Below are 24,421 nucleotides of genomic sequence, written 5' to 3'. Positions count from 1 at the left end.
CCGTCTGAAAAAAAGGCCGTCTGAAAAAAAGGCCGTCTGAAATTTTCAGACGGCCTTTTATACGCATAGAATCTTGATTATTCTGTAACGTTTTCTGGAGATGCGCTGTTTTCCTCTACGGCAGCCTCTTCAGGTTCTTCGGCTACGCGTTCCAGACTAACCAGCGTCTCTCCTTCATCAAGATTAATCAGCTTCACCCCTGCCGCAGCTCGGCCTGTTTCGCGGATTTGCTCGACTTTGGTGCGGATTAATACGCCGCCGCTGGTAATCAGCATCAAATCGTCGGTTTCCGCCACCAGTGTCGCGGCAACCAATTCGCCGTTACGCTCGCCGGTGTTGATGGCAATGTTGCCCTGCCCGCCTTTTCCTTTGCGGCTGTAGTCGGCAATCGGGGTGCGCTTGCCGTAGCCGTTTTCCGTGGCAGTCAACACCTGCAAGGCGGCGTCTTGCTCGCATTCCGGCGAGAAGGTAATCAGGCTGACGATGCGGCCGTCTGAAGGCAGGCGCATGCCGCGCAATCCGCCGCTGCCGCGACCGGACGGGCGTACGCCGTTTGCTTTCGGTGCGGCAGTTTCGTTGCTGTCGTCTTCGGCCGCATCGGTTTCGATGCCGTCTGAATCTTCGTTTTCGCTATCGGCATCTTCCGCTTCGTTGCTGCGTTCCCAATATTCATTGAAGCGGATGGCTTTGCCGAGGTTGGAGAACAGCATGATATCGTCGTTACCGCCGGTTTTGGCGACACCGACCAAATGATCGCCCTCTTTCAAAGCAATCGCTTTAATACCTTGGCTGCGGACGTTTTTGAATGCGCTCAGTTGGATTTTTTTCACCATGCCTTGCGCGGTTGCGAAGAATACATATTCGTCTTCGGGGAATTCGCGTACCGGCAGGATTGCGCTGACTTTTTCGCCTTCATCCAACTGAATCACATTGTTAATCGGACGGCCTCGGCTGTTGCGTCCGCCTTCGGGCAGTTTGTATACCTTAATCCAGTGGCATTTGCCGAAGTTGGTGAAGCACATCAGATAATCATGGGTATTGGCAACAAACAGGGTTTCAATGAAATCCTCGTCTTTGGTTGCCGCAGCCTGTTTGCCGCGTCCGCCGCGACGCTGGGCTTGATAGTCGGTAGTCGGCTGGGTTTTGATATAGCCTCCGTGCGTCAGCGTTACCACCATTTCGCGCGGCGGAATCAGGTCTTCGTCGGCAATATCGCCGCCGAACGGGTTGATTTCACTGCGGCGTTCGTCGCCGAACTGTGCCTTCACTTCTTCCAATTCGGTGCGGATAATGTCGTCGATACGTTCCGATTTGGCCAAAATATCCAGCAAATCAATAATGTTTGCCATGATGCTTTTGTAGTCTTTAACGATTTCGTCCTGATCCAAACCGGTCAGGTTACGCAGGCTCATGCGCAAAATGGCATCGGCTTGCAGTTCGCTTAAGAAATAGCCGTTTTGCTGTAAACCCAGTCCCGCCGGAAGGTTTTCAGGGCGCGCCATTGTCAAATCCAAATCGGTGCGCGACAGCATCTCTTCCACCAAAGAGGAACGCCACGGACGGGCCAGCATTTTTTCTTTGGCTTCCGGGGCATCTGCGGATTCTTTGATCAATTGGATCATTTCGTCGATATTGGATAAGGCAACGGCTTTACCTTCGGCGATATGGCCTTCGTGACGGGCTTTTTTCAAGCGGAATAAGGTGCGGCGGGTAACCACTTCGCGGCGGTGGCGGATAAATTCGCTCAAAATCTGTTTCAGATTCAGCAAACGAGGCTGACCGTCCACCAGCGCCACCATATTGATGCCGAAGCTGTCTTGCAGCTGGGTGAGCTTGTAAAGCTGGTTTAACACCACTTCGGCATTTTCGTTGCGCTTCAGTTCGATAACCACGCGCATGCCCGATTTGTCGGACTCGTCGCGCAAATCGGAGATGCCTTCCAGCACTTTGTCGCGCACCAGCTCGCCGATTTTCTCAACCAGCTTGGCTTTGTTTACTTGATAAGGAATTTCGTCAATGATGATGGCTTCGCGTTCGCCGTTTTTGCCGATAGGCTCAATGTGCGTTTTACCGCGCATCACCACGCGGCCGCGGCCGGTTTTATAGCCTTCGCGCACACCGCTCATGCCGTAAATCGTGGCTCCGGTCGGAAAATCGGGTGCTTTGATGGTATTGATCAGCACATCGATATCGGTTTGCGGGTCTGCCAATAATTGCAGACATGCATTGATGGTATCGGGAAGGTTGTGCGGAGGAATATTGGTGGCCATGCCGACGGCAATGCCGGAAGAGCCGTTAACCAGCAATGCAGGGAAACGTGTAGGCAACACCAACGGTTCATGCTCGCTACCGTCGTAGTTCGGGCCGAAATTAACGGTTTCTTCTTCGATATCCGCCAACATTTCGTGGGCGATTTTCGCCATGCGGATCTCGGTATAACGCATGGCTGCCGCGCCGTCGCCGTCTACCGAACCGAAGTTGCCCTGACCGTCAACCAGCATATAGCGCATGGAAAAGTCCTGTGCCATACGCACGATCGTGTCATATACGGCTGAGTCGCCGTGGGGGTGGTATTTACCGATTACGTCGCCGACAATACGGGCAGATTTCTTATACGCGCTGTTCCAGTTGTTTTTCAACTCGTGCATGGCGTATAAGACGCGGCGGTGAACCGGCTTCAGACCGTCGCGCACATCGGGCAGCGCGCGTCCGACAATCACACTCATCGCATAATCGAGATAGCTGCGGCGCATCTCCTCTTCCAAGCTGATGGGAATGGTTTCTTTGGCAAAATGGTGGTCGTTTCGGATGGTGGCATCAGTCATGATTATGTTTGGATTCAGTAAGACAATAGTCGGTGATTTTAACATAAAAGGCCATCTGAAACTAATGTCTGTTTTCCCGGCGCGCTGATGGTGGAATATATGAATAGGCCGTCTGAAGATTTCAGAGTTTCAGACGGCCTGTTTCCCATATCGGATAAAGTAAAAAGAACTGGAAGTTTGTTTAAACGGAAACAAAACACGTTCTGCCTGCAAACCGTTTCCGTAAAATAAAACTTTTTCAGGCCGTCTGAAAAGCGACTGCTTTTCCGTTTTGCGTCGGCTTTTTTAACGAAATCCAGTCTGGACAATGATATGGAGTAATAACCCACAACTTTTGTGGATAACTTTGTGGATTAATTGTGAACTAAGCGCTTTTGCCTTGTAAAATCACGGCTTCCGCCATTGCTGCATAAAAAATAAGCCTTTAATTATTTATAAATAAAATCATATATTTAAATTTTTCACACACTTGTCAACATCCTGAATCAAGAAAAATAGGCATGCCATTATCTGCCGCCTTGTCAATGTGGATAATGCAAAAAAATTAGCAGTTTCAAGCTTGACAAAAAACAAAATCAGCGTAAAACCTTGCTGCTTCTAGCTTTGCTGAATACGGTGTTTTATGTCTGCTTGTTTACCTCAAAAAAACTGCTGGATTTTTTGTAATGTTATCGATAATTACGGTGATATCGGTGTGTCTTGGCGATTGGCAAACATACTGCATTCTGAATTGAATTTAAACGTCTGTTTATGGGTTGACCAACCTTCGGCACTTCAAGCCCTGTGTCCCGATTTGCCAACCCTGCCCTGCACTTACCAAAATATCCATCTGCGGACATGGCAGCCCGATCATGCCTACGATCTTCCCGAACATGCCCCGCAAATCGTCATCGAAACATTCGGCTGTAATCTGCCGGACAACATCATCGCCGTCATTAAAGCCTGCAAACCCTTATGGCTAAATTGGGAATATTTGAGCGCAGAAGACAGCAACGAACGTTTGCACGCCCTGCCCTCACTTCAGGCAAACGGCATTCAAAAATACTTTTGGTTTATGGGTTTTTCCGAAAAAAGCGGCGGATTGTTGCGCGAAAAAAATTACCGATTTCAGCCGGCAAGCGATCACTCCGTCCAAGCATTACGCCGGGAATTGAAACTGCCGGAGAAAAACAGTCCTGAATGGCTGCTGTTCGGATACAAAAGCGGTGTTTGGCACAAATGGCTGGATATGTGGCAACAGGCAGGCCAAGCCATGACGTTAATGCTGGCCGGAACGCAAATTATCGAAAGCCTGAAAGAATACCGAGCCCTTCCGGATTATGCTCTGCGCGAAAGCGGCGATACTTTTCAAATCGGCTGTATACGCCTGATCCGCATACCGTTTGTCGCCCAAAACCGTTTTGACGACTTGTTGCAACTTTCAGACGGCCTCTTGATTCGCGGAGAGGACAGCTTCGTGCGCGCCCAGTTTTCAGGCAAACCTTTCTTCTGGCATATCTATCCGCAAGATGAAAAAATACATATCGATAAGCTGCACGCCTTTTGGAATAAGGCTTACCCGTATTACCCGGAAGAAACCGCCTCCGCCCATCAGGCCTTGTCCGACGAGCTGAATCAAGCCGTAGAGCTGACTGAACAGCAGCGCCTTTCAGCATGGCAAACACTGTGGAAGCAAATACATCAATGGCAACAAGGTGCGGCAAGCTGGCAAAATTTTTTGTTTAACCAAGCCAGTGCCACGGAAAAACTAGCCAAATTTATTGAAGATAATATAAAATAGCGCGTTTATTTTTAACCGCATCAACAGATTTTAGATTGGAAGCACATTATGAAAACCGCACAAGAACTGCGCGCAGGTAACGTATTTATGGTCGGCAACGACCCGATGGTAGTACAAAAAACCGAATACATTAAAGGCGGCCGCAGCTCTGCCAAAGTCAGCATGAAACTGAAAAACCTGCTGACCGGCGCAGCCACCGAAACCATCTACAAAGCCGATGACAAATTCGACGTCGTGATTCTGGCCCGCAAAAACTGTACTTACAGCTACTTTGCCGACCCCATGTACGTATTCATGGACGAAGAATTCAACCAATATGAAATCGAAGCCGAAAACATCGGCGACGCACTGAAATTCATCGTAGACGGCATGGAAGACGTATGCGAAGTAACTTTCTACGAAGGTAACCCGATCTCCGTAGAACTGCCCACCATCATCGTGCGCGAAGTAGAATACACCGAGCCTGCCGTTAAGGGCGACACTTCAGGCAAAGTAATGAAAAACGCCCGTTTGGTCGGCGGTACCGAAATCCAAGTTATGGCTTACGTTGAAACCGGCGACAAAGTGGAAATCGATACCCGTACCGGCGAATTCCGCAAACGCGCATAAGCCGAAATAAACGGCAGGCCGTCTGAAAATAATCATTTTTTCAGACGGCCTTTCCCATTTTCCTTCCAGATTATTTGCCATTCGGAAAACATGAATATCCTATCCGTTGAAAATGCCTCTTTTGCAGTAGGCCATGTCGCCCTACTCGATAAAACCTCGTTCCAGCTCGACAGCGGAGAAAAAATCGGCCTTATCGGCCGCAACGGAGCGGGAAAATCCTCTTTTCTGAAAATTCTGGCCGGCGTGCAGAAATTGGACGACGGGCAGATTATTGTTCAACACAGCCTCAAAATCGTTTACGTTCCCCAAGAATCATTTTTTCCCGAGGATGCCGCCGTTTTTGATGTCGTTGCCGAAGGATTAGGCGAAATCCGCGACTTGCTGAGCCGTTACCATCATATCAGCCGACTACTGGAAAGCAGCCAAGCTCCCGAATTATTGAAAGAATTGAACGAGCTGCAATCCGAAATCGAAGCCCGTAACGGCTGGCAGCTCGATGCGGCAGTCAAACAAAGCATCAGCGAATTGGGCTTGCCCGAGCAGGAAAAAATCGGCAACCTATCCGGCGGACAGAAAAAACGCGTGGCTTTGGCGCGCGCCTGGGTGCAGAAACCGAACGTACTATTGCTGGACGAACCCACCAACCATTTGGATATCGAAGCCATTATTTGGTTGGAAAACCTGTTAAAACAATTTAACGGAAGTTTGGTCGTGATTACCCACGACCGCCGTTTTCTCGATAATATCGCCACCCGCATTGTCGAACTTGATCGAGGCACACTTCGCTCCTACCCAGGATCATTCACCAAATACCGGGAGAAAAAAGAGCAGGAATTGGCGGTAGAAGCCGAACACAACCGCTTGTTCGACAAATTCCATGCCCAAGAAGAAGCTTGGATCCGTCGCGGCATTGAAGCCCGCCGAACCCGTAACGAAGGCCGTGTCCGCCGTTTGGAAGAATTACGTCGCCAGCGTGCAGAACGCAGGAATATTCAAGGACAAGTCAACTTCAAACTCGACAGCGGCGAAAAAAGCGGCAAAATCATTGCCGAATTGGAACATGCCTCTTTCCAATACGGCGATAAAGTCATCATGGATAAATTTTCCGCCATCATCCAACGCGGCGACAAAATCGGCCTGATAGGCCCGAACGGTATCGGCAAAACCACTTTCCTGAAATTGATTCTCGGCGAACTCCAACCGACTTACGGACGCATACGCATAGGCAGCAAACAGGAAGTGGCCTATTTTGACCAATTCCGCAGCGCCTTAAACGAAAACGACACCGTGTTTTACACATTGGGCCAAGGGAACGATTACGTAGAAATCGGCGGTAAGAAAAAACACGTCATGAGTTATCTGGAAGACTTCCTTTTCCACCCCGCCCGCGCCCAAAGCCCCGTATCCTCGCTATCGGGCGGCGAGCGTAACCGCCTGCTGCTTGCCAAACTGTTTACCCGTCCGGCCAATATTCTGGTTTTGGACGAGCCGACCAATGATTTGGATATCGATACGCAAGAATTGTTGGAAGAACTATTGCGCGATTATCAAGGCACGGTCTTTCTCGTCAGCCACGACCGTATGTTTCTGGATAACGTCATCACCCAAAGCATCGTCTTCGAAGGTAAAGGCCGTCTGAAAGAATACATCGGCGGCTATCAGGACTATATCGACGCAAAAAACCGCGAACAACAGTTTGCTACTGAAATCCAAAACAAAAATACAACTGTCGAATCGGAAAAAGCCGTCAAACCCAAAGCAAACCGAACGGTAAAACTATCCTATAAGGAACAACGCGAGTTGGATGCTTTACCGGACGAATTGGCTGCACTGGAAACCGAGCAGGCTCAATTGAACCGGCAACTTTCCGATCCGGATATTTTCAAAGACTACGAAAAAGCAGGAGCATTGCAACAGCGCGCCGAAGAAATCGAGATGCTGTTATTGGAAAAACTGGAGAGATGGGAATTCTTGGAAAACAAACAAAACGGCATTCAATAACCCGAAGGCCGTCTGAAATTTTCAGACGGCCTGCTGTATCCAAGCTGCCAAACATCGCGGCTTTTGCTATGATTCAGGCTTAAAGCCCCACCGGAATACTTAACCATGCCACAAAAAAACCTGCTTCCGCATTGGCTGATTATCTGCCTTATCCCCCTGATCACTTTGCTGCTCATAAAGTTGACCGGGCCGCACGATGATACCCAATATTTAATCAACGGCATTATCTTGGCATGCGAAGCCGCTTTTTTATTCAAATATGTTTTGTTCAAAGCCGTTAAACACCATTTAAAAAGCGAAGACAGTTTACAGCGGCATACCCTGTTTCTATTTATTCCCATCATCTTGTTGGTCGCCTACTTATTCCGCTATTTCGGCGCATTTTAAAGCAACACAAAAGAACACTTATGCATAACCATCCCGTCCAAACCGTTACACTGGCTTTTACCGGCGCATCCGGTATGCCTTACGGAATCCGTCTGCTGGAATGCCTGCTGCAAAGCGGTAAAAACGTATGGCTGCTCTATTCGCAAGCCGCACAAGTCGTCGCCCAACAGGAAATGAATCTAACGCTGCCTTCCAATGCCAAAGCGTGTCAGGCATTTTTATGCGGACGTTTTCAGGTATCCGAGCAGCAGCTGCGCGTATTCGGCAAAGACGAATGGTTTGCCCCGCCAGCCTCAGGCACCAACCCTGCCGATGCCATGATTGTTTGTCCGGCCAGCATGGGCGTAGTGGCTGCCATGGCACACGGCACCTCCGACCATCTGATTGAGCGTGCGGCCGATGTCGCCATCAAAGAACGCCGCCCTTTGATTATTGTGCCTCGCGAAGCACCGTTCTCTTCACTGCATTTGGAAAACCTATTGAAACTGTCGCAACTGGGCGCCGTTATCCTGCCCCCCTCTCCGGGCTTTTACCATCATCCTCAAAGCATGGAAGATCTGATTGACTTTGTTGTCGCCAGAATTCTCGACCAACTGCGCATTCCGCACACCTTAATGGCCAAGTGGGGCGAAAAATAAAATGGAAGCAATACAGGAATTTATCAGAATGATTGTTGATTTTGTGAATTGGTTGTTGACAATCCTGAACTTCTTGTTTTAACCTAGCCGTCATGAACACATTAAACATTCGCCCATTTGCTTATTACTATTGGTACCACACAACAGTGCGGTACTTTTTTGCGCTTGTCTGAAACCGACAGAAAACCTTAAGCAAACGCGAAACAAATGCCGCCAGACCAAGAAATGGCGGCATTGTTTTATTTGCTGCCATCCAACCGAAAAACCAAACAGAAATTCAGGAGCAAATAAAATGCAAGCAGCAACCATTCAAAAAACCGAACCCAATCCGACACTGCACCGCTGCCATATGGTGGTAGACGGCAATGTCCACCGCAACGACTTGTTCGGCCAATCTATTCCTCAAACCGAGCATCCGACCGTCAGCGAAGCCCTGCTGCCGAATATACGCACCACCGCTACGCTGATTGCCGCCATGCGCCATCAATTCGACCGCCCCAGCCCGACCGTTTTCACCGAAGAAGCAGATTGGTTTGCCGCACGCATTTTGGTTTTGGGCGTACGCTTTTTCCATCTGGACATCACCTTACTGCCCATGCTCAGCTTAGCCAACCGCCGGGCCAAAGAATTCGCCGCCCTGCATCAACTGCCCTTCACACCGGCGAAAATGCGCATGAGCCTGCATGCCGGCCGCCCCTCCAACCTTTTGATTATTGAGACCGAACACCGGTTCGACAGCACCGCCAACCTGATTGCCGACAGTCTGGCTTTCGCTAAAATGATTGCCCGCAAGCAAAGCTGATTCAGACGGCCTCGTTTTGATTGCGGTATAATCCCGACTTAAATTTTTACCTCTATCAAAACCATGTCTAAGAAAACCAAAACAGAATTAGAAAACAACAAATTAAACAAAAAACTGCGCCATGCCGTCGGCGATGCCATCAATGATTTCAACATGATTGAAAACGGCGACAAAATCATGGTCTGCCTTTCGGGCGGAAAAGACAGTTACGCCCTATTGGATATCCTGCGCCAACTGCAAGCCAGCGCACCCATCGAATTCGAACTGGTTGCCGTCAATCTGGACCAAAAGCAACCGGGCTTCCCCGAACACGTTTTGCCCGATTACCTGGAAAGTATCGGCGTGCCCTACAAAATTGTTGAAGAAGACACCTATTCGGTTGTCAAACGCGTATTGGAAGAAGGCAAAACCACCTGCTCACTGTGCAGCCGTCTGCGTCGCGGCATTCTCTACCGCACGGCCAAAGAATTGGGCTGCACCAAAATCGCTCTCGGCCATCACCGTGACGATATTCTCGGCACTCTCTTTCTCAATATGTTTTACGGCGGCAAACTCAAAGCCATGCCGCCCAAGCTGGTATCGGACAACGGCGAGCATATCGTTATCCGTCCCTTAGCTTATGTTAAAGAAAAAGACTTGATCCGCTACGCCGAGCTGAAACAGTTTCCGATTATTCCCTGCAATTTATGCGGTTCGCAACCCAACCTGCAAAGGCAGGTTATCCGTGAAATGCTGGTAGATTGGGACAAACGCTTTCCCGGCAGAATCGAATCCATGTTTTCCGCCTTACAAAACGTCGTACCGTCGCACTTGGCCGACATCGAACTGTTTGACTTTGCCGGACTGCAGAAAGGCCAAAAACTGAAACACGGCGGCGACTTGGCATTTGACCGCGAAACACTGCCGCAACGCTTCCCCTCTCAGGATGAAGACGAAGAAAGCACACCGCAAACCGAAACCAAAAAAGTAATCAATATTTTGGCAAGCAAGCCTAAGCCCTAAAACAGAGGCCGTCTGAATTTTCAGACGGCCTTTTTAAATACACTTTATCAATCAATAAGCCGTTTAATCTAAAATACGCACTTTATTACCCTAAATTATTCAGCTTAAACAAGATCGGCATTGAATGGCCAAGCGGGTAAACTGTTTATTTCCCCAGCCCTTCCAAAATCGAACACTCCGGGCAGTCGTCGCCCTTGCAGGCGTCGTGAAGCGATTGAAGCTCGGCCACCATCTGCTGCAAAGAGAGGATTTGTGCATTGAGTGCGGCGATGTGGCGCGCGGTAAGGGCTTTGACTTCGCGGCTGTTTCGCACGGGATTGTCTTGCAGTTTCAGCAACTCTGCGGTTTGTTGCAGCGAAAAGCCGACCTCTCTGGCATGGCGGATGAATTTCAAACGCTTCAAATCGTTTTCTTCATAACGGCGGTAGCCGCTTTCGGTGCGGGGAGTAGGGGCGAGCAGGCCGTGTTTTTCATAATCGCGGATTTGTTTGGCAGACAAACCGGTTTGGCGGGCGGCTTCGCTGATGTTCATGGGGCTTGACCTTAACTGCGGGTAAAGGTTTATATTAGCACCGGTACGGCAAATCAACCATATTGTTTACGAAAGGAAAAATCATGGAAACCATCAACATCAACGTCGGCGGTATGACTTGCGGAGGCTGTGTGAAAAGCGTTACCAAAGTGCTCGAAGCCTTGAACGGCGTGGAAAAAGCCGAAGTGGATTTGGCCTCTGCCTCTGCAAAAATTACGTTCGACCCGGCCAAAGTACAAACTGCCGAATTGGTTGAAGCCATTGAAGATGCGGGCTTTGACGCTTCTTTGTCCCAATAAAGCGCAAAGGTAGTTTTCTATGGCTCAAGCCCGACGCATTTTGCCGAAAACGCCGTGGTCTGCGCCCGCATGGTGGTCTTTGCGGCCGCAATCTCTGGCGATGTTGTGTTTCGCGCTGGTTTTGTTCGGCGTGGGCGAAGGCATGCTGGTGAACGCCGGTTTGGGTTCTACGCCGTGGACGGTATTGGCGCAGGGCATTGTGGTGCAAAGCGGCCTCGATATTGGCACGGTTACGTTTTTGATCAGCGCGGCGGTATTGATGCTGTGGCTGCCTTTGCGCCAACGGCCGGGGCTGGGCACGGTATTGAATATGGTGTTGATTGCCGCGGTGTTGGGCGTGTTTGTGCAGTGGGTGCCGCCGCCGGTTGCTTGGGTGTGGCGGGTGCTGCAATGTGTGGGCGGTGTGGTGGTGATCGGCATTGCTTCGTCTCTGTATCTGACTTGTTATTTGGGTGCCGGCCCGCGTGACGGCCTGATGATCGGCTTGTGCCAAAAAACCGGCTGGCGCGTAGGCGTGGTGCGCACGATGATTGAAAGTTCGGTATGTCTGATCGGCTGGCTGCTCGGCGGCGTGGTGGGATTGGGTACGCTGTTGTTTGCGTTCGGCGTCGGTTGGGTGGTGCAGTTGAGTTTGCACCAGATTGCCAAACGTTATCCGCAAAATCCGATTTAGGCCGTCTGAAAACCGCGACTGCTTGTTTTTGAATCTGAAAGGCTGAACTTCATGCAACAAAAAGCCCGTTTCCAAATCGACGGCATGACCTGCCAAGCCTGTGCCAGCCGTATTGAAAAAGTGTTGAACAAAAAAGACTTTGTTCAGACGGCCTCGGTGAACTTTGCCGGCGAAGAAGCGCAGGTCGTGTTCGACGACAGCCGCACCGATGCCGATGCGCTGATTCATATCATTGAAAAAGCAGGCTTTAACGCTGTGCTGAAAACCGACGCTCTGCCGCGAATCGAAGCCGAACCGCATATCGGCTGGCGGCTGTGGCTTCTGCTGGCGATTAACGTACCTTTTTTATTCGGCATGGCGGGCATGATAATCGGGCGGCACGATTGGATGATGCCGCCGATGTGGCAGTTTGTGCTGGCGAGTATCGTGCAGCTTTGGCTGGCTATTCCTTTCTATAAAAGCGCGTGGGCGAGCATCAGGGGCGGGCTGGCGAATATGGACGTGCTGGTAACGGTAGGTACGGTGGCGATTTATCTCTACTCGGTATTTATGCTGTTTTTTCACCCGCACGCGCATCACGGCGACATGGCGCATGTGTATTTTGAAGCGGGCGTGATGGTAGTGGGCTTTGTGAGCTTGGGCAAATTTCTCGAACACCGCGCCAAGAAAAACAGCCTCAACAGTTTGGGATTGTTGTTGAGGCTCACACCGCAGCGGGTCAGCGTGCAGCGCGGCGGGCAATGGCAGGAAACACCGCTCGACCAAGTGCAGATAGGCGATTTAATCCGTGCCAACCACGGCGAACGCATCGCGGCGGACGGCACGGTGGAAAGCGGCAACGGCTGGGCAGACGAAAGCCATCTCACCGGCGAATCCAACCCCGAAGCCAAAACCGTGGGCAGCAAAGTGCTGGCAGGTGCGGTGATGACCGACGGCAGCGTGGTTTACCGCGCCGAACAGCTCGGCAGCCAAACCCTGCTCGGCGACATGATGGCGGCTTTGTCTGAAGCGCAGGGCAGCAAAGCGCCAATCGCGCGTATTGCCGACAAAGTAGCGGGCGTGTTTGTGCCTGTGGTGGTTGGAATTGCCGTGTTAACTTTTTTGATTACATGGTATGTGAAAGCAGATTGGGTAACTGCGTTGATGAACGCCGTAGCCGTGTTGGTGATCGCCTGCCCGTGTGCGCTCGGCTTGGCCACGCCCGCCGCAATGATGGTCGGCATGGGCAAAGCGGTGAAGCACGGCATTTGGTTTAAAGATGCTGCGGCTATGGAAGAAGCGGCTCATGTGAACGCGGTGGTGCTGGACAAAACCGGCACGCTCACGCAAGGCAAACCGCAGGTGGCGGCGGTGTGGTTGAGGCCGTCTGAAAAAAACGACCCGATAAACGAAAACGAACTCTACCGCCTTGCCGCCGCCGTCGAACAAAACGCCACCCATCCGCTGGCCGCAGCGATTGTTCAGACGGCCTTATCGCGCGGCATCGACATTCCCGAAGCCCGAAACGCGCAAACCGCCGTCGGCGCGGGCATTTCCGCCGAAATTGACGGCGCGGGCTTAGTGAAAGTGGGCAAACCCGATTACTGCAATCTCGTGCTGCCCGACAGCCTTGATTCCGTTTGGCGCATCGCCACCATCGTGGCCGTGTCGGTCAACGACCAACCCGTCGGCGCATTCGCCCTTGCCGATGCGCTCAAAGCCGACACGCAGGAAGCCATAGGCCGTCTGAAAAACCACGGCATCGACGTTTACATCATGAGCGGCGACAACCAAAACGTGGTCGGCTACATCGCCGGACAGCTCGGCATCGCCCACGCCTACGGCAACATGAGCCCGCGCGACAAAGCCGCCGAAGTGCAAAAATTGAAAAACGCCGGCAAGGTAGTTGCCATGGTCGGCGACGGCATCAACGATGCCCCCGCGCTCGCCGCCGCCAACGTGAGCTTCGCCATGAAAGACGGCGCAGACGTTGCCGAACACACCGCCTCCGCCACGCTGATGCAGCATTCCGTCAACCAAATGGTCGATGCCCTGCTGATTTCCCGCGCCACTTTGAAAAACATCAAACAAAATCTGTTTTTCGCCTTTATCTACAACACTTTGGGTATACCGCTGGCAGCATTCGGCTTTTTGAACCCGATTATTGCAGGCGCGGCGATGGCGATGAGTTCGGTGTCGGTGTTGGGAAATGCTTTGAGGTTGAAGCGGGTGAAGATTGAATGACGGAGATTGAAATACGCCCGGCAGCGGTTGAGCTGATAAACGATAGAATGATCTAGGATTTCTTGCGGAATCTCCAAAACCGTTTATCGAGGCCGTCTGAAATTCCAGCCGGTTTCAAAATTCAGTCATTCAGCCCGTCTATGATTTCATGCTATATTTAGGCCGTCTGAAATTTCAGACGGCCTTTTTATTTATACTATTCCGACACATGAGCAAACATATCCTACTCGGCATCAGCGGCGGCATTGCCGCCTATAAATCCTGCGAATTGGTGCGTCTGTTGAAAAAACAGGGCCATGAAGTTACCGTCGCCATGAGCCGCTCGGCTACAGAATTTATCGCCCCCCTAACCTTCCAAGCCCTAAGCGGCAATCCCGTTTTGGTCGACACGCACGACGGCGGTTTGGGCGGCAACGGTATGGCACACATCAATCTCACCCGCAATGCCGACGTTTTCCTGATTGCCCCGGCTTCGGCCAACACCTTGGCCAAAATCGCCAACGGCATCGCCGACAATCTGCTGACCAATTTGGCTGCGGCCAGAAAATGCCCGTTGGTGGTCGCGCCTGCAATGAATGTCGAAATGTGGTTCAACCCGGCCAATTTGCGCAACATCAAGCAGCTTCAAGCCGACGGCGTGACTGTGATTCAGCCCAACTCGGGCGAACAGGCTTGCGGCGAAGTCGGGGTCGGACGCATGCCGGAAGCGTTTGAATTGGCGGAATTGCTGCCAGACAGTTGGACGGAAAAAAAACTGCACGGCAAAAAGGTGTTGATTACCGCCGGCGCAACCTTCGAAGCCATTGATCCCGTGCGCGGCATCACCAATATTTCCAGCGGACAAATGGGCATGGCCTTGGCACGCGCCTGCCGTGCCGCCGGTGCAGAAGTCAGCCTGATTTACGGGCAAATCCAAACCGCCTTGCCCACTGCCCTAAACTACACCGAACAAGCCGTCAGCGCGCAAGCAATGTATGAAGCCGTACATCAAGCGGTCGAAGGGCAAGACGTTTTCATTTCCGTTGCTGCCGTCGCCGACTATAAAGTAAAAAACAGCAGCAGCCAAAAACTGAAAAAAGACGGCTCCGGAACGCCGCCCGTTATCGAATTAACCGAAAACCCCGATATCCTTGCTTCGGTAGCCGCGCTTTCCGATGCCCCCTTCTGCGTCGGCTTCGCGGCAGAAAGCGAAAACGTGGTGGAATACGCCCGCGCCAAACGCTTGCGTAAAAACATCCCCATGCTTGTCGCCAACCAGGTTTCAGTGGCGATGGGCAAGCCGGTCAACCAAATCACCATCATCGACGATACGGCCGAAACATCGTTCCCGGAAACCTCCAAAGACGAAGCCGCCGCCGCGATCGTAGCCAGACTCAGCGAACTGTTATCCGCTTCGGCAAAATAAGTGGCTTTGCAAACAGAAAAAGGCCGTCTGAAAATTCAGACGGCCTTTGGTTTAATCCGACCTCAATCTTCTTTGGATTCGGTTTCATGATGAATCGACACCAACAATTGGTCGATTTTCAGGTTATCCGTATCGATAATCTCGAATTTGTATTTGCCGAACACCACAAAATCGGTTTTTTTCGGCACTTTCCGCAACGAATACATCATAAAACCGCCGATGGTTTCATAGTTCTCCGAATGCGGGAAAGTATTGATGTCCAATGCCCGCATGACGTCTTCCAAAGGTGTGGCACCGTCAATCAGCCATGAGGTTTCGTTACGGCGGATGATTTGCGGCTCTTCTTCGGTTGCGACCAAATCGCCCATCACGATACTCATCACGTCTTTCAAAGTAATCACGCCGACCACCAAGGCATATTCGTTGATGATTACGGCAAAATCCTCACCGGCATTTTTGAAGGTTTCCAAAACCTCATACAGCGACAGCGTATCGGGGATAAACAACGCTTTGCGCAAGACGCGGCGGTCGGTCAGGCGGATATTTTTCTCTTTCAGGTACAGGGTCAGGAAAGTGTGGCTTTCTATATAGCCGATGACTTTTTCCAAACCGCCGTTACACACCAAAATTTTAGAGTGCGGCACTTCGTCCATTTTCGCCAAAACGGTTTCTGCATCATCGTTTTTATCAACATAAACGATATATTCGCGCGTATTCATGGTTGAAGTAACCGTACGCTCCTGCATATCGAAAATGTTTTCAATCAGATAATGCTCCTGCTGCTTCAACACCCCTGCCTGCGCACCGGCATCCACTACGGCATAAATGTCTTCGGAAGTCAGCTGGTCGGTGCGTACCGTAGAAATTTTCAAAGCCTTGAAAATCCAGTTGGCCAAACCGTCAAACACGAAAACAAACGGTTTCAGCAGAAAAATCAGCAACAATAAAGGACGAACCACCCGAACCGCCACTTTCTCCGGGTTGATCATGGCAAAGCGTTTGGGCATCAGATCGGCAAACAGAATAAAGAAACCGGTTACCAAAAGAAAAGATAAAACGGAAGCCGCCGTTTCCAAAGCCGGTATGCCGCCGTAAGCAGAAAACAGGCGGCTCAGGAAAGGACGGACGGCCGCTTCGCCGATGATACCGCCCAATACGGCCACTGCGTTTAAACCGATTTGGACGATGGTAATGAAACTGCCCGGCTGCTCCTGCATTTTCAATACCTCCAATGCCCGTACATCACCTTCGTTGCCCATTACCTGCAATTTGATTTTCCGCGATGAAGCCAACGACAATTCGGCGGCGGAAACAAAACCGCTGATCAAGATCAGCAAAAACAAAATAAAAACTGCTTCAATAATACTCATAAAAATAATAATTTGTTGTAAACGGAAGAGATTGTAGCATTTTTTAAGCACGCAGGCCGTCTGAAAAAAGAACGCCCGGTTTTCAGACGGCCTCAACACAAACCCTGCCGACAGCGGTATAATCCGCAGCATTTTATCATCCGACCAAAGTGAAAGTTTATTATGCAGCAAATCAAACTGGCCGTTTCCGGCATGCAGATTTTGTTTGTCGCTTTCGGTGCCATGGTACTCGTACCCCTTCTGACCGGACTGAACCCGGCTATGGCACTTTTGGGCGCAGGCATCGGCACGCTGGTGTTCCAAGCGGTAACCAAATGGAAAGTTCCCGTATTTCTCGGCTCGTCTTTCGCCTTTATCGCGCCGATTATCTACTCTATTTCCGAATGGGGGCTGCCCTCTACCATGTTCGGCCTGTTTGCCGCAGGTTTTATGTATTTCGTGTTTGCAGGGCTGGTTAAATGGCGCGGTCTTGCCGCCGTCAACCGCTTGTTGCCGCCTGTGGTTATCGGCCCGGTGATTATGGTCATCGGCTTGTCGGTTGCCGTTGTGGCTAGCCAGATGGCAATGGGTCAGGCCGGTGGCGAACAAGTTGTGGACTACACGCAATCCCTATTGCTGTCAGGCTTTACCTTTGCCGTTACCGTCGTTGTGGCCGTATTCGGCAGCCGCATGATGAAGCTGATTCCGATTCTGATCGGCGTGGCCGCAGGCTATACCGCCGCATTGGTAATGGGCTTGGTAGATACCGCGCCGATTGCCGCCGCTCCGTGGTTTGCCGTTCCCCACTTTGTTACCCCCGAAGTCAACTGGCAAGCCGCACTGTTTATGCTGCCCGTTGCCATTGCACCCGCCATCGAACACATCGGCGGCGTGATGGCCATCGGCAAAGTGACCGACAAAGATTACGCCGCCGACCCCGGTTTGCATAAAACGCTGGCAGGCGACGGCTTGGGCGTATGCGTTGCCGGTTTGATCGGCGGTCCGCCGGTGACGACTTACGGCGAAGTAACCGGCGCAGTGATGATTACGAAAAACGGCAATCCCTACATCATGACTTGGGCGGCAATTTTTGCCATCTGCATGGCGTTTTTCGGCAAATTCAATGCATTTTTGGCTTCGATTCCCTTGCCGGTAATGGGCGGCATTATGATTCTGCTGTTCGGCACCATCGCTTCTTTGGGACTGAAAACCCTGATTGATGCCAAAGTGGATTTAATGCAGCCGAAAAATCTGGTTATCGTCAGCTCGGTATTGACGACCGGCGTCGGCGGTATGGTTATCAAATTCGGCAGCATGAGCTTTGCCGGCGTAGGTTTGTGCGCTATTCTCGCCATTGTTTTAAACTGGGTTCTGCCCTTGCAGAAACAGTCTGAAAACAGCCACTAAGCCCTTTTATTTTTCAGACGGCCTTCCGATAAAAAAGGCCGTCTTTTTTGTCTCGATAAATATGCTTTTTAACCCGTTTGAAAGAGTTTTATAGCCATATTCAAAGCCATAAACCGGTTTTCAAATAAAAAACTTTACTTTTTCAGCGTATAAGGTTAAAACATTTCTTTTTTAATATTATTTAACAAACCATTTCCATCGAAGGAGTACAGAATGAAAGTAGGATTTGTCGGCTGGCGCGGTATGGTCGGTTCCGTATTGATGCAGCGCATGCAGGAAGAAAATGATTTTGCCCACATTCCTGAAGCCGTGTTCTTTACCACGTCCAACGTCGGCGGTGCAGCTCCTGACTTCGGCCAAACCGAAAAACAACTGCTTGATGCCAACGATATCCAACAACTGGCAAACATGGACATCATCGTTACCTGCCAAGGCGGCGACTACACCAAAGCCGTTTTCGAGCCGTTGCGCCAAAGCGGCTGGAACGGCTACTGGATTGATGCCGCTTCTTCTCTGCGCATGAAAGACGATGCAGTAATCATTTTGGATCCCGTTAACCGTAACGTTATCGACGAAGCCCTGAAAAACGGCGTAAAAAACTATGTCGGCGGCAACTGCACCGTTTCCCTGATGCTGATGGCATTGGGCGGTTTGTTCCAAAACGGTTTGGTAGAGTGGGCCACCAGCATGACTTATCAAGCCGCTTCGGGTGCCGGTGCGAAAAATATGCGTGAATTAATCGAGGGCATGGGTGCCATCCGCGACGAAGTGGCCAAAGAATTGGCCGATCCTGCCGGCGCGATTTTGGAAATCGACCGCAAAGTCTCCGATTTTCTCCGCAGCGAAGATTACCCGAAAGCAAACTTCGGCGTACCCCTGGCAGGCAGTCTGATTCCCTGGATTGACACGGATTTAGGCAACGGCCAATCCAAAGAAGAATGGAAAGGCGGCGTGGAAACCAACAAAATTCTGGCTACCGGTGACAATCCCGTAGTCATCGACGGCTTATGCGTTCGCGTCGGTGCCATGCGCTGTCACAGCCAAGCCATCACTCTGAAGCTGAAAAAAGATTTACCTGTCGAAGAAATCGAAAAACTTTTGGCTTCGGCCAACGACTGGGTGAAAGTGATTCCGAACGAAAAAGAAGCCAGCATGAACGAGCTTACCCCCGCCAAAGTAACCGGCACATTAAGCGTGCCCGTCGGCCGTATCCGCAAAATGGGCATGGGTGGCGAATACATCAGCGCCTTTACCGTAGGCGACCAATTATTATGGGGCGCGGCAGAACCTTTACGCCGTATGTTGCGCATTATTTTAGGTAATTTGGATTAAACCGTTTCCTAAATAAAAGAAGAAAGGCCGTCTGAAAAAGTCTATTTTTCAGACGGCCTTGTTATAGAAAGTTTAAAAACAATTTCGCGGCATTCTATTCTTTCAACATCCGCCGCTCATACACCGCTTGCGCCAACGTTCCCGCATCAACATATTCCAACTCCCCCCCTAAAGGCATACCCCGAGCCAAACGGCTCACCTTGTAAGGCAGGTTTTTAAACAATTCTGCCAAAATATACGCTGTCGCATCGCCTTCCGCCGTGAAATTCGTAGCAATGATCACTTCTTCGACCTCGCTGTTTTTCAGACGGCCTACCAGTTCGTTTAAAGCGATATGGCTCAAATCCATACCTTGCACAGGATTCACCTGCCCCATCAAAACAAAATACAGGCCGTCGTGACATTTTGCCGCCTCCATGCTGGCAACATCCGCAGGCATATGGACAATCATCAGACGGTGGCTGTCGCGCCCGCTATCCGCACAAATTTCACAAATTTCGCCTTCGCAAAAGGTATTGCACCGCTTGCAATGATGAACCTGCTTCAACGCATTCTGCAAAGCCTCAACCAATTCCTCGGCTTCGGCCCGCCTGTTTTGCAGCAGCAATTGATAAGCCATCCGTTGGGCCGATTTCGGCCCAACATTGGGCAATATTTTCAAAGCATTAATCAAACGGCTGAACGCATCGGTATTTTTTGCCATAATTTTCAGACGGCCTATCTATGATTTCACTGTCAACAACCCTGCATTATAAAGCAATTCCATCCCTGCACGCCGTTTCAATCCCAAACACAGACACGCTATTCTTTTCCCCTGAAAAAGCCAAGCAGAAAAGTCGAATTTATCGTACAATTACGCCCATTTCCAACCGCATGTGTGAGCTAGATTCATGTCCGTCGTATTGCCCTTGCGCGGCGTTGCCGCCCTGTCTGATTTCCGCATCGAAAAACTCCTGCAAAAAGCCGCGGCCGCCGGCCTGCCGAAAGCAGAATTAAGCAGCGAATTTTGGTATTTTGTGAGCAGCGAATCCGCGCTGAACCACGAAACTGTAACGAAATTGCAGGCTTTGTTAGAAGCAGAAAGTGTCGAAAAAACACCCGAAGCCGAAAACAGCCTGCATTTGTTTTTAATCACCCCGCGCATCGGCACCATTTCGCCGTGGGCATCCAAAGCCACCGACATCGCGCACAACTGCGGCTTGGGCGAAATCGAACGCATCGAGCGCGGCATGGCGGTGTGGGTGAAAGGCGAACTGAACGCCGGGCAAAAACAGCAATGGGCCGCCCTCTTGCACGACCGCATGACCGAAAGCGTGCTGCCCGATTTTCAGACGGCCTCCCAACTCTTCGCCCACCCCGAAGCGCAAACCTTCGCCACCGTTGACGTTTTAGGCAAAGGCAAAGACGCTTTAATACAAGCCAACAGCGAACTGGGCTTGGCATTGTCGCCCGACGAAATCGATTACCTGCTGGAAAACTACCAAGCCTTGCAGCGCAACCCAAGCGATGTCGAACTGATGATGTTCGCGCAGGCCAATTCCGAACACTGCCGCCACAAAATCTTCAATGCCGACTTCATTTTAAACGGCGAAAAACAGCCCAAATCTCTGTTCGGCATGATTCGCGACACCCACAATGCCCACCCCGAAGGCACCGTAGTCGCCTATAAAGACAACGCCTCCATTATCGAGGGCGCGAAAATCGAGCGTTTCTACCCGCGTGCGGACGAGCAGCAAGGCTACCGCTTCAGCGAAGAAGAAACGCACATCTTGATGAAAGTGGAAACACACAACCACCCCACCGCCATTGCGCCTTTCGCGGGTGCAGCCACCGGTGCGGGCGGCGAAATCCGCGACGAAGGTGCCACCGGACGCGGCGCGCGCCCGAAAGCAGGTTTGACCGGCTTTACCGTGTCCAACCTCAACATTCCCGATTTCAAACAACCGTGGGAAGGCGGCTACGGCAAGCCAGACCACATCAGCAGCCCGCTCGACATCATGATCGAAGGCCCCATCGGCGGCGCGGCGTTCAACAACGAATTCGGCCGCCCCAACCTTTTGGGCTATTTCCGCACCTTTGAAGAAGAGTTCGAAGGCCAAATGCGCGGCTACCACAAACCGATTATGATTGCCGGCGGCTTGGGCAACATTCAGGCAGAGCAAACCCATAAAGACCAAATCCCCGAAGGCGCATTATTGGTGCAACTCGGCGGCCCCGGCATGCTCATCGGTTTAGGTGGAGGTGCGGCTTCGTCTATGGATACCGGCAGCAACGCCGCCGATTTGGACTTCAACTCGGTACAGCGCGGCAACCCCGAAATCGAACGCCGTGCGCAGGAAGTGATCGACCGCTGCTGGCAATTGGGCGCAGGCAATCCGATTATCGCCATTCACGATGTCGGCGCGGGCGGCTTGTCGAACGCATTCCCCGAATTGGTCAACGACGCAGGCCGCGGTGCAATATTCAAACTGCGCGACGTGCCGCTGGAAGAGCACGGCTTAAGCCCGATGCAGATTTGGTGCAACGAAGCGCAAGAGCGTTATGTGTTGTCGATTTTGCCCGAACACTTAGACTTGTTCCGCCAAATCTGCGAGCGCGAACGCTGCCCGTTTGCCGTGGTCGGCACCGCCACCGACGACGGCCATCTGCAAGTGCGCGACGATTTGTACGGCAACCATCCCGTCGATTTGCCGCTGAACGTTTTGCTCGGCAAACCGCCCAAAACCACCCGCAGCGACAACACCGTAAGGCCGTCTGAAAAACCGTTTTCAGGTAGCCATATCGACTTGAAAGAAGCCGCCTACCGCGTGTTGCGCCTGCCCACCGTGGCCGCCAAAAACTTCCTGATTACCATCGGCGACCGCAGCGTCGGCGGCATGACCCACCGCGACCAAATGGTCGGCAAATATCAAACCCCCGTAGCCGATGCCGCCGTTACCATGATGGGCTTCAACACCCACAAAGGCGAAACCATGGCCATGGGCGAAAAACCCACCGTCGCCCTCTTTAACGCGCCCGCTTCCGGCCGCATGGCCATCGGCGAAACGCTGACCAACCTCGCCGGCGTGAATATCGGCGACATCGGCAACATCAAACTTTCTGCCAACTGGATGGCCGCCTGCGGCAACGCCGGCGAAGACGAAAAACTCTACCGCACCGTCGAAGCCGTGTCGCAAGCCTGTCAGGAACTGGGCATCAGCATTCCCGTGGGCAAAGATTCGCTGTCGATGAAAACCGTGTGGCAAGACAACGGCGCACAAAAATCGGTAACTTCGCCGTTAAGCCTGATTATTACCGGTTTCGCACCGGTGCAGGACGTGCGCAAAACCGTTACGCCCGAATTGAAAAACACGGCAGACAGCGTATTGCTGGCCGTGGATTTGGGCTTCGGCAAAGCACGCATGGGCGGCTCGGCCTTAAGCCAAGTGTATAACGATATGGCAGGCGAAGCGCCGGATATCGAAGCAGGCCGTCTGAAAGCGTTTTACCAAGTGATTCAAAAACTTGTGGCCGAAGACAAACTGCTGGCTTACCACGACCGCAGCGACGGCGGCCTGTTTGCTACGTTGGCGGAAATGGCGTTTGCGGCACGTTGCGGCTTGGATATAGATTTAAATTTATTGCTTGCACAAACATTCATTACCAACCATACCGCTCTGTCTCAATCATTGCGGACTGAAGAGGTAAAAGCGTTGGCTGAATGGCAAGAAACCATTGCCCGCACATTATTTAATGAAGAGTTGGGTGCTGTTATCCAAGTCAGAAAACAAGATGTTGCCGATATTATCAATTTATTCTATCAACAAAAGCTGCATCACAATGTCTTTGAAATCGGTACGTTAACTGATGAGAACACGTTAATCATCCGCGACGGGCAAACTCACCTTATTTCTGACAACCTAATCAAACTGCAACAAACCTGGCAAGAAACCAGCCACCAAATCCAACGCCTGCGCGACAACCCTGAATGTGCCGACAGCGAATTTGCCCTGCTGGCAGACAACCAACGCAGCGCGCTGTTTGCCGACCTGAAATTCGACCTTAAAGAAGACATCGCCGCACCGTTTATTGCGAGCGGTACCAAGCCGAAAATCGCCGTATTGCGCGAACAAGGCGTGAACGGGCAGGTGGAAATGGCCGCCGCCTTTACCCGCGCGGGCTTCGACGCTTACGACGTACACATGAGCGACTTGATGGCCGGCCGCGTGAAACTGGCCGACTTCCACATGCTCGCCGCCTGCGGCGGTTTCAGCTACGGCGACGTATTGGGTGCGGGCGCAGGCTGGGCGAAATCCATCCTGTTCCACCCCGAACTGCGCGACCAGTTCAGAGCCTTCTTCGAGCGCGGCGACACGCTCACTTTGGGCGTGTGCAACGGCTGCCAAATGGTGAGCAACTTGGCGGAAATCATCCCCGGCACGCAAGGCTGGCCGAAGTTCAAACGCAACCAAAGCGAGCAATTTGAAGCCCGCCTGAGCATGGTCAACGTGCCCAAATCGCCCTCGCTGATTCTGGCCGAAATGCAAGGCAGCAGCCTGCCCGTCGTGGTGAGCCACGGCGAAGGCCGCGCCGATTTCGCCCATATCGGCGGCAAGATTTCAGACGGCCTCAACATCGCCCTACAATATGTGGACGGCTTGGGCGCAGTTACCCAAACCTACCCGCTCAACCCCAACGGCTCGCCGCAAGGTATCGCGGGCGTAACCAATGCCGACGGCCGCGTTACCATCATGATGCCGCACCCCGAGCGCGTGTACCGCACCGCCCAAATGAGCTGGCATCCCGACGATTGGCAAAACAGCGAACTTTCCGGCTGGTACAGAATGTTCGCCGGAGCGCGCAAGGCTTTGGGTTAAGCAGAGTAAACAAACAAGGCCGTCTGAAATTTTCAGACGGCCTTGTTTTTAAGGCTTTATTCTTAAAAAATCTTTGATGATGAAACATCGCAGTGGAAATAAAGTTGCTTTCAAAACAGTCGTGCTTCGCTGCTTATCTGCTTTCCGACTTTCAGTAAAATCCTGTTTTATATAGATTTAAATATGCTACGTTATTTCTCGACCACTTCTCAAGCATAGAAAAATTTGGTTTCAACAAAACAAAAAAGCTTTATAAGCAGTGTCGCTTCGGAACGAATTATTGCCGATTCAATATTGAAAC

At 51.5% G+C, this 24,421-nt stretch carries 18 protein-coding genes; 14 read left to right on the top strand and 4 right to left on the bottom strand.

Annotation, left to right across the window (positions count from 1 at the left end; genetic code table 11):
• Window positions 1-77 precede the first annotated feature (77 nt).
• Window positions 78-2,825: a DNA gyrase subunit A gene (gene gyrA, locus EL309_RS10570; protein ID WP_004283331.1), complete on the bottom strand. Its 2,748-nt coding sequence runs from the start codon at window positions 2,823-2,825 to the stop codon at window positions 78-80.
• 622 nt (window positions 2,826-3,447) lie between these two features.
• Between gyrA and earP the strand changes: the two genes are divergently transcribed.
• The 7 genes from earP (at window position 3,448) to ttcA (ending at window position 10,044) form a co-directional block, all read left to right on the top strand.
• Window positions 3,448-4,605 (top strand): elongation factor P maturation arginine rhamnosyltransferase EarP, encoded by a 1,158-nt coding sequence (earP, locus tag EL309_RS10565; protein WP_004283333.1) that lies wholly within the window; start codon window positions 3,448-3,450, stop codon window positions 4,603-4,605.
• A 48-nt stretch (window positions 4,606-4,653) separates the two neighbouring features.
• Window positions 4,654-5,214 carry an elongation factor P gene (gene efp / locus EL309_RS10560; protein ID WP_004283334.1) on the top strand — a complete coding sequence of 187 codons (561 nt, stop codon included), beginning with the start codon at window positions 4,654-4,656 and terminating at the stop codon, window positions 5,212-5,214.
• Window positions 5,215-5,304: 90 nt separating this feature from the next.
• Window positions 5,305-7,215 (top strand): ATP-binding cassette domain-containing protein, encoded by a 1,911-nt coding sequence (locus EL309_RS10555; RefSeq protein WP_004283335.1) that lies wholly within the window; start codon window positions 5,305-5,307, stop codon window positions 7,213-7,215.
• 105 nt (window positions 7,216-7,320) lie between these two features.
• The gene (locus EL309_RS10550; RefSeq protein ID WP_004283336.1) at window positions 7,321-7,602 is read left to right on the top strand and encodes a hypothetical protein; all 282 of its coding nucleotides are present in this window, start codon (window positions 7,321-7,323) and stop codon (window positions 7,600-7,602) included.
• Between the two features lie 20 nt (window positions 7,603-7,622).
• Entirely contained in the window at window positions 7,623-8,240 is a 618-nt protein-coding gene (locus tag EL309_RS10545; protein WP_004283337.1) for a flavin prenyltransferase UbiX, read from the top strand.
• 292 nt (window positions 8,241-8,532) lie between these two features.
• On the top strand, window positions 8,533-9,042 hold the full coding sequence (locus tag EL309_RS10540; RefSeq protein ID WP_004283338.1) for a hypothetical protein: 510 nt from the start codon (window positions 8,533-8,535) through the stop codon (window positions 9,040-9,042).
• Between the two features lie 63 nt (window positions 9,043-9,105).
• Window positions 9,106-10,044: a tRNA 2-thiocytidine(32) synthetase TtcA gene (gene ttcA / locus EL309_RS10535; RefSeq protein ID WP_004283339.1), complete on the top strand. Its 939-nt coding sequence runs from the start codon at window positions 9,106-9,108 to the stop codon at window positions 10,042-10,044.
• A 145-nt stretch (window positions 10,045-10,189) separates the two neighbouring features.
• On the opposite strand, the gene cueR is transcribed toward ttcA, so the two are convergent.
• Window positions 10,190-10,576: a Cu(I)-responsive transcriptional regulator gene (gene cueR / locus EL309_RS10530; RefSeq protein ID WP_004283340.1), complete on the bottom strand. Its 387-nt coding sequence runs from the start codon at window positions 10,574-10,576 to the stop codon at window positions 10,190-10,192.
• 83 nt (window positions 10,577-10,659) lie between these two features.
• Between cueR and EL309_RS10525 the strand changes: the two genes are divergently transcribed.
• The 4 genes from EL309_RS10525 (at window position 10,660) to coaBC (ending at window position 15,176) form a co-directional block, all read left to right on the top strand.
• On the top strand, window positions 10,660-10,875 hold the full coding sequence (locus tag EL309_RS10525; protein WP_004283341.1) for a heavy-metal-associated domain-containing protein: 216 nt from the start codon (window positions 10,660-10,662) through the stop codon (window positions 10,873-10,875).
• 19 nt (window positions 10,876-10,894) lie between these two features.
• On the top strand, window positions 10,895-11,548 hold the full coding sequence (gene yczE, locus EL309_RS10520; RefSeq protein ID WP_004283342.1) for a membrane protein YczE: 654 nt from the start codon (window positions 10,895-10,897) through the stop codon (window positions 11,546-11,548).
• A 51-nt stretch (window positions 11,549-11,599) separates the two neighbouring features.
• Window positions 11,600-13,771, top strand: a complete 2,172-nt coding sequence (locus EL309_RS10515) for a heavy metal translocating P-type ATPase (RefSeq protein WP_004283343.1) — start codon at window positions 11,600-11,602, stop codon at window positions 13,769-13,771.
• A gap of 208 nt (window positions 13,772-13,979) precedes the next feature.
• Window positions 13,980-15,176, top strand: coding sequence for a bifunctional phosphopantothenoylcysteine decarboxylase/phosphopantothenate--cysteine ligase CoaBC (coaBC, locus tag EL309_RS10510; RefSeq protein ID WP_004283344.1), 1,197 nt, complete (start codon window positions 13,980-13,982; stop codon window positions 15,174-15,176).
• A 62-nt stretch (window positions 15,177-15,238) separates the two neighbouring features.
• Here coaBC and EL309_RS10505 read toward each other — a convergent pair whose 3' ends face one another.
• Window positions 15,239-16,546 (bottom strand): hemolysin family protein, encoded by a 1,308-nt coding sequence (locus tag EL309_RS10505; RefSeq protein WP_193777280.1) that lies wholly within the window; start codon window positions 16,544-16,546, stop codon window positions 15,239-15,241.
• Between the two features lie 162 nt (window positions 16,547-16,708).
• Between EL309_RS10505 and EL309_RS10500 the strand changes: the two genes are divergently transcribed.
• Together EL309_RS10500 and asd are read left to right on the top strand one after the other, a co-directional pair.
• Complete coding sequence (locus EL309_RS10500; protein ID WP_004283346.1) at window positions 16,709-17,932, top strand: uracil-xanthine permease family protein; 1,224 nt, start codon at window positions 16,709-16,711, stop codon at window positions 17,930-17,932.
• Window positions 17,933-18,145: 213 nt separating this feature from the next.
• Window positions 18,146-19,264 (top strand): aspartate-semialdehyde dehydrogenase, encoded by a 1,119-nt coding sequence (asd, locus tag EL309_RS10495; protein ID WP_004283347.1) that lies wholly within the window; start codon window positions 18,146-18,148, stop codon window positions 19,262-19,264.
• A gap of 94 nt (window positions 19,265-19,358) precedes the next feature.
• On the opposite strand, the gene recR is transcribed toward asd, so the two are convergent.
• Window positions 19,359-19,967 carry a recombination mediator RecR gene (gene recR, locus EL309_RS10490; protein ID WP_004283348.1) on the bottom strand — a complete coding sequence of 203 codons (609 nt, stop codon included), beginning with the start codon at window positions 19,965-19,967 and terminating at the stop codon, window positions 19,359-19,361.
• Window positions 19,968-20,154: 187 nt separating this feature from the next.
• Between recR and purL the strand changes: the two genes are divergently transcribed.
• A complete protein-coding gene (gene purL / locus EL309_RS10485; RefSeq protein WP_040669689.1) occupies window positions 20,155-24,120 on the top strand; it encodes a phosphoribosylformylglycinamidine synthase in 3,966 nt (1,321 codons plus the stop codon).
• Window positions 24,121-24,421 lie beyond the last annotated feature (301 nt).

Origin of the sequence: Neisseria weaveri (assembly GCF_900638685.1) — a bacterium.
Classification (GTDB): domain Bacteria; phylum Pseudomonadota; class Gammaproteobacteria; order Burkholderiales; family Neisseriaceae; genus Neisseria; species Neisseria weaveri.
The sequence above is the reverse complement of the archived record's forward strand: the minus strand, read 5'-3'. Positions and strand labels throughout refer to the sequence as shown.